This window comes from Rhodococcus sp. C26F, assembly GCF_053345925.1.
Window position 1 is genome coordinate 117,864 of sequence record NZ_JBKFBA010000006.1, and the last position, 4,443, is coordinate 122,306.

The 4,443-nt window shown below is 70.9% G+C and carries 4 protein-coding genes; all 4 read right to left on the bottom strand.

What is annotated here, in order from left to right:
• Positions 1 to 2,344: DEAD/DEAH box helicase (locus ACLBYD_RS10175; protein WP_447816330.1), on the bottom strand; the 2,344-nt coding region annotated here is incomplete at its 3' end.
• Complete coding sequence (gene tatC, locus ACLBYD_RS10180; protein ID WP_447816331.1) at positions 2,341 to 3,303, bottom strand: twin-arginine translocase subunit TatC; 963 nt, start codon at positions 3,301 to 3,303, stop codon at positions 2,341 to 2,343. The genes ACLBYD_RS10175 and tatC, both read right to left, overlap by 4 nt.
• 104 nt (positions 3,304 to 3,407) lie before the next feature.
• Positions 3,408 to 3,665: a Sec-independent protein translocase subunit TatA gene (gene tatA / locus ACLBYD_RS10185; protein WP_060653067.1), complete on the bottom strand. Its 258-nt coding sequence runs from the start codon at positions 3,663 to 3,665 to the stop codon at positions 3,408 to 3,410.
• A 127-nt stretch (positions 3,666 to 3,792) separates the two neighbouring features.
• The coding region (locus ACLBYD_RS10190) for a helix-turn-helix transcriptional regulator (RefSeq protein WP_447816332.1) at positions 3,793 to 4,443 on the bottom strand (651 nt) is incomplete at its 5' end.

Sequence of the window (4,443 nt, forward strand, 5' to 3'; positions counted from 1 at the left end):
CCAGTTCGGCGGCGGACAGTCCCGCCCAGGCACGGCGACGCACGCATTCGGCGACCAGCAGATCCGATTCGGTGTAGATGCGGGCGAGCCGCTCCCCCGCCTCGGTGGTCGCCGGATCGTCACCCTCGGTGAGATAGCCGCGTTCGGTGAGCAGCGCGACGATCCGCTCGAAGGTGCGCGCCAGCGAATCCGTCGCCGCGGCGGCCTTGCGGCGCTGCTGCTGGGTTTCGCGCAGCAACCGGTGGTAGCGCTCCCCGGCACGCGCCAGCGAATCCAGATCGGGATGCTTGCGGGCCGAATGGTGCTTGAGCTCGCGGCGCAACGCGTCGATCTCGCGGGTGTCGCCCTTGGACTTGCTGCGCTTGGGACGGCGCGGCGGCACGAGGCCCTTCGACCGCAACGCCGACGCGATGTCGCGGCGCCCACGGCCGGTGCGGTGATCGACGTGCCGCGGCAGCCGCAGCGTGCCCAGCACCGTCGCCGGGGTCGGGAAGTCCCCGGCCGAGAGGCGACCGGACCACGCGTCGGCGGTGACGACCTGCGGCCGCGGATCACCGGCGTCGGTGTCCGGCAGCACCACCACGGCCAGGCCGGTGTGTTTACCGGCGGGCACGGCGATGATGTCGCCGCGCCGCAGGGTCACCAGCGACGCCACCGCCGCGGCCCGGCGATCCTGCTTGCCGCGCCGCTCGTGGGCGCGTTCGGCGTCGGTCAGCTCGGCACGCAACCGCAGATAGTCGAGGATCTCGCTGCCCTCACCGCCGAGCTGGTCGCGCAGCTGCTCGAGGGTGGCCTCGTTGCGGTCGATGCCGCGTTTGAGACCGACCACCGACTTGTCGGCCTGGAACTGGGCGAAGGACATCTCCAGCAACGCCCGCGACCGCTCCACCCCGACGGCGTCGATGAGGTTGACCGCCATGTTGTAGGACGGGCGGAACGAGCTGCGCAGCGGGAAGGTGCGGGTGGAGGCGAGCCCGGCGACCGAGGCCGGTTCGATGCCCGGCTGCCACAGCACCACCGCGTGGCCCTCGACGTCGATGCCGCGCCGCCCGGCCCGGCCGGTCAGCTGCGTGTACTCGCCGGGGGTCAGCTCGGCGTGGGTGTCGCCGTTGAACTTGACGAGCTTCTCGAGCACCACGGTGCGGGCCGGCATGTTGATGCCCAGCGCGAGGGTCTCGGTGGCGAACACCGCCCGCACCAGCCCCCGCACGAAGAGTTCTTCGACGGTGTGCCGGAAAGCCGGCAACATGCCGGCGTGGTGGGCGGCGATGCCGCGTTCGAGGGCGGTGCGCCACGACGCGTAGCCGAGGACCTCGAGGTCGCCGCGCGGCAGATCCCGGGTGTGCTCGTCGACGATCCGGCGGATCTCGGCGGCTTCGGTCTCGTCGGTCAGGTGCAGACCCGAGCGCAGGCACTGCTGCACCGCGGCGTCGCAGCCGGCGCGGCTGAACACGAAGGTAATCGCCGGCAGCAGACCGTCGCGGTCGAGGCGGACGATGACCTCCGGGCGCGGCGGCGGCCGGAAGCGGGGTCCGCGTTCACCCCAGCGGTCCATCCCGGACAGACTCTGCCGTTGCCGCACCGCCGACGCCAGCTCCGGGTTGACGACGATGTCCCGGCGCCGCCGGGTCGGGGCGGTGTCGGTGTCGGCGCGACGGTCGAACAGGTCGTAGATGCGGGAGCCGAGCATCATGTGCTGGTGCAGCGGGATGGGCCGCACCTCGTCGACGACGACGGTGGTGTCGCCGCGCACCGTGGTCATCCAGTCACCGAACTCCTCGGCGTTCGACACGGTCGCCGACAGCGACGCCAGCCGCACGTCCTCCGGCAGGTGCAGGATCACCTCTTCCCACACCGCGCCGCGGAACCGGTCGGCGAGGAAGTGCACCTCGTCCATCACCACGTGGGTGAGCCCGATCAGGGCGGTGGACGACGCGTAGATCATGTTGCGCAGCACCTCGGTGGTCATCACCACCACCGGCGCATCGGAGTTGATGGACTGGTCGCCGGTGAGCAGACCCACCGAGTCCCGGCCGTGCCGGGCACACAGATCGGCGTACTTCTGGTTGCTCAGCGCCTTGATCGGGGTGGTGTAGAAGCACTTGGAACCGCCCTGCAGCGCCAGATACACCGCGAACTCGCCGACGACGGTCTTGCCGGCGCCGGTGGGGGCGCACACCAGCACCGAATGCCCACCCTCGAGGGCGCGGCACGCCTCGATCTGGAACGGATCGAGCGGGAACCCGAGGCCGGTGGCGAACTCCGCGAGCTGCGGGGTGGGGACGAGCGGCGCGGTGCCGGTCTCGTCGTCACCGGCAGGGCCGGGAGTGGGGTCGCCGGTCACAGGGTGTCGGAGTAGTCGGTGCGGGCCGGATCGGTCCGGACGGTGTCGGTGGGCGCCGTCGGCGCTGCCGGCTCCACCGGGCTCGGGGCCGGGATCGTCGAACCCTCGTCGTCGTCGAGATCGGCCCAGCCCTCGGCGCGGGCCTTGCGGGCGCGGCGCCGGTCGGTCAGCCGGGCGATCTGGATGGCGAACTCCACGAGCAGCGTCAGCGCCAACGCCAGGGCGAGCATGGAGAACGGATCCTGGCCGGGGGTGGCGATGGCGGCGAAGACGAACACCGCCATGATCAGCCCGCGCCGCCACGCCTTGAGCTTGGCGTAGGGCAGCACCCCGACACCGTTGAGCGCGACGATCACCAGCGGGATCTCGAAGGACACCCCGAAGATCACCAGCAGGTTGATGAGGAACCCGAAGTATTCGGCGCCCGAAAGGGCGGTGACCTGCACATCGTTGCCGACGGACAGCAGGAACGACAACGCGTGGGAGATCACCAGATAGGCCAGCACCGCGCCGGTGACGAACAGCGCCGCCCCGCAGGTGACGAAGCCGATCGCGTAGCGGCGTTCCTTGCGGTACAGGCCGGGGGTGACGAACGCCCACAACTGGTACAGCCAGATCGGGCACGCCATGACGATGCCGGCGGCCGCGGCGACCTTCAGGCGCAGCATGAACTGCTCGAACGGTCCGGTGGCGAGCAGTCGGCACGCCCCGTCGCTGCTCAGGTCGGCGCGGGCCGAGGCGGGCAGGTCGCAGTAGGGGCCGCGCAGGATCTCCCCGAGGCTGTCGAGGCCGAACAGGCTGCGGCTGTACCAGACGAAGCCGAGGATGGTGGTGAGCACGATCGCAGCGAGAGCGATCAGCAGACGCGTGCGCAATTCGTAGAGGTGCTCGACCAGCGACATGGTGCCGTCGGGATTGGTCTTGCGCCGGCTTCGGCGCGGATCGAACGGGATGCGCACGGTGCGGTTCTCAGCTCCTGTCGAGACCACCGGCGTGCGGGCGTGCCGGGGTCAGCGGAACGCCGGGACACCCGTGGTGGGCGCCCCGGCAGGATGAACGTCGGTCAGGCAGACCGCGGTTCGGTGTGCGTGTTCGGCGCGGCGGGATCGGCTGTCGGCTGCGCGGCCGGCAACGGATTCGGCGCCGGCTGCTGCGGCGTGGACGCCCGGGCGTCGTCGTTCTGCATCTCCTTGACCTCGCTCTTGAAGATCCGGAGCGAACGACCGAGACCGCGCGCGGCGTCGGGCAGCTTCTTCGAACCGAAGAGAATCACGACCACCAGCGCCACGATGGCCCAGTGCCAGGGGCTCATTGCACCCATTTACAACAACCTCCACTGATCGGCTCCGATCGATGCTACCGGACCTCGAGCACAGTCCGAGGCTTCGCGCCGGTGTATCCACCCACAATTTGCGGAGGGTTCACACAGATGTTTCACAACGCCGCCTTCAGGGTGTCGGACCCGCGCCGCGGGTCGCGTTCTCCCCGTCGAGCTCGGCATAGGCCGCCAGCGCCGCCTCGGCCCGCGCCCGCACCGCGGCCCGCAACTGCGGCGGGTCGAGCACCTGCACCCCGGCGCCGAGACCGACGAGCAGCCGCGCCATCCAGCCCGGCGACGCGTACCGCATCGACGCCTCGCAACTGCCGTCGGGAAGCACCTGCACGTCGGTGAGCGGGTAGTAGTCGAGCAGCCAGGTGTACGACGGGGCGATGCGCAACCGCGCGGCGGGCAGCGACGGGTCGCCCTCGAACAGTTCGAGGTGCTCGTCGTCGGTGATCGCCCGGTGCGGCGGTCGCGCCGGCTCGTCGAGCACGGTGGCGGCGTCGATGCGGTCGAAGCGGAACAGCCGCACCCCTTCGGCGCTGCGGCACCAGGCCTGCAGGTAGGCGTGTTCGTCGATGATGACGATGCGGATCGGGTCGACGTCGCGTTCGGAGACGGTGTCGCGGGAGGCCGAATAGTAGGTCAGGTGCACGGCGCGCCCGTCGCGCACCGCGGCCCGCACCTGTCCGGCGGCGTCGGAGTCCCCGGCTGCCTCCGGATCCGGCTCGGCAGTCGCCGCGGTGGCGGTGTCGGTGGTGGCGGTGTCGGCGGGCAG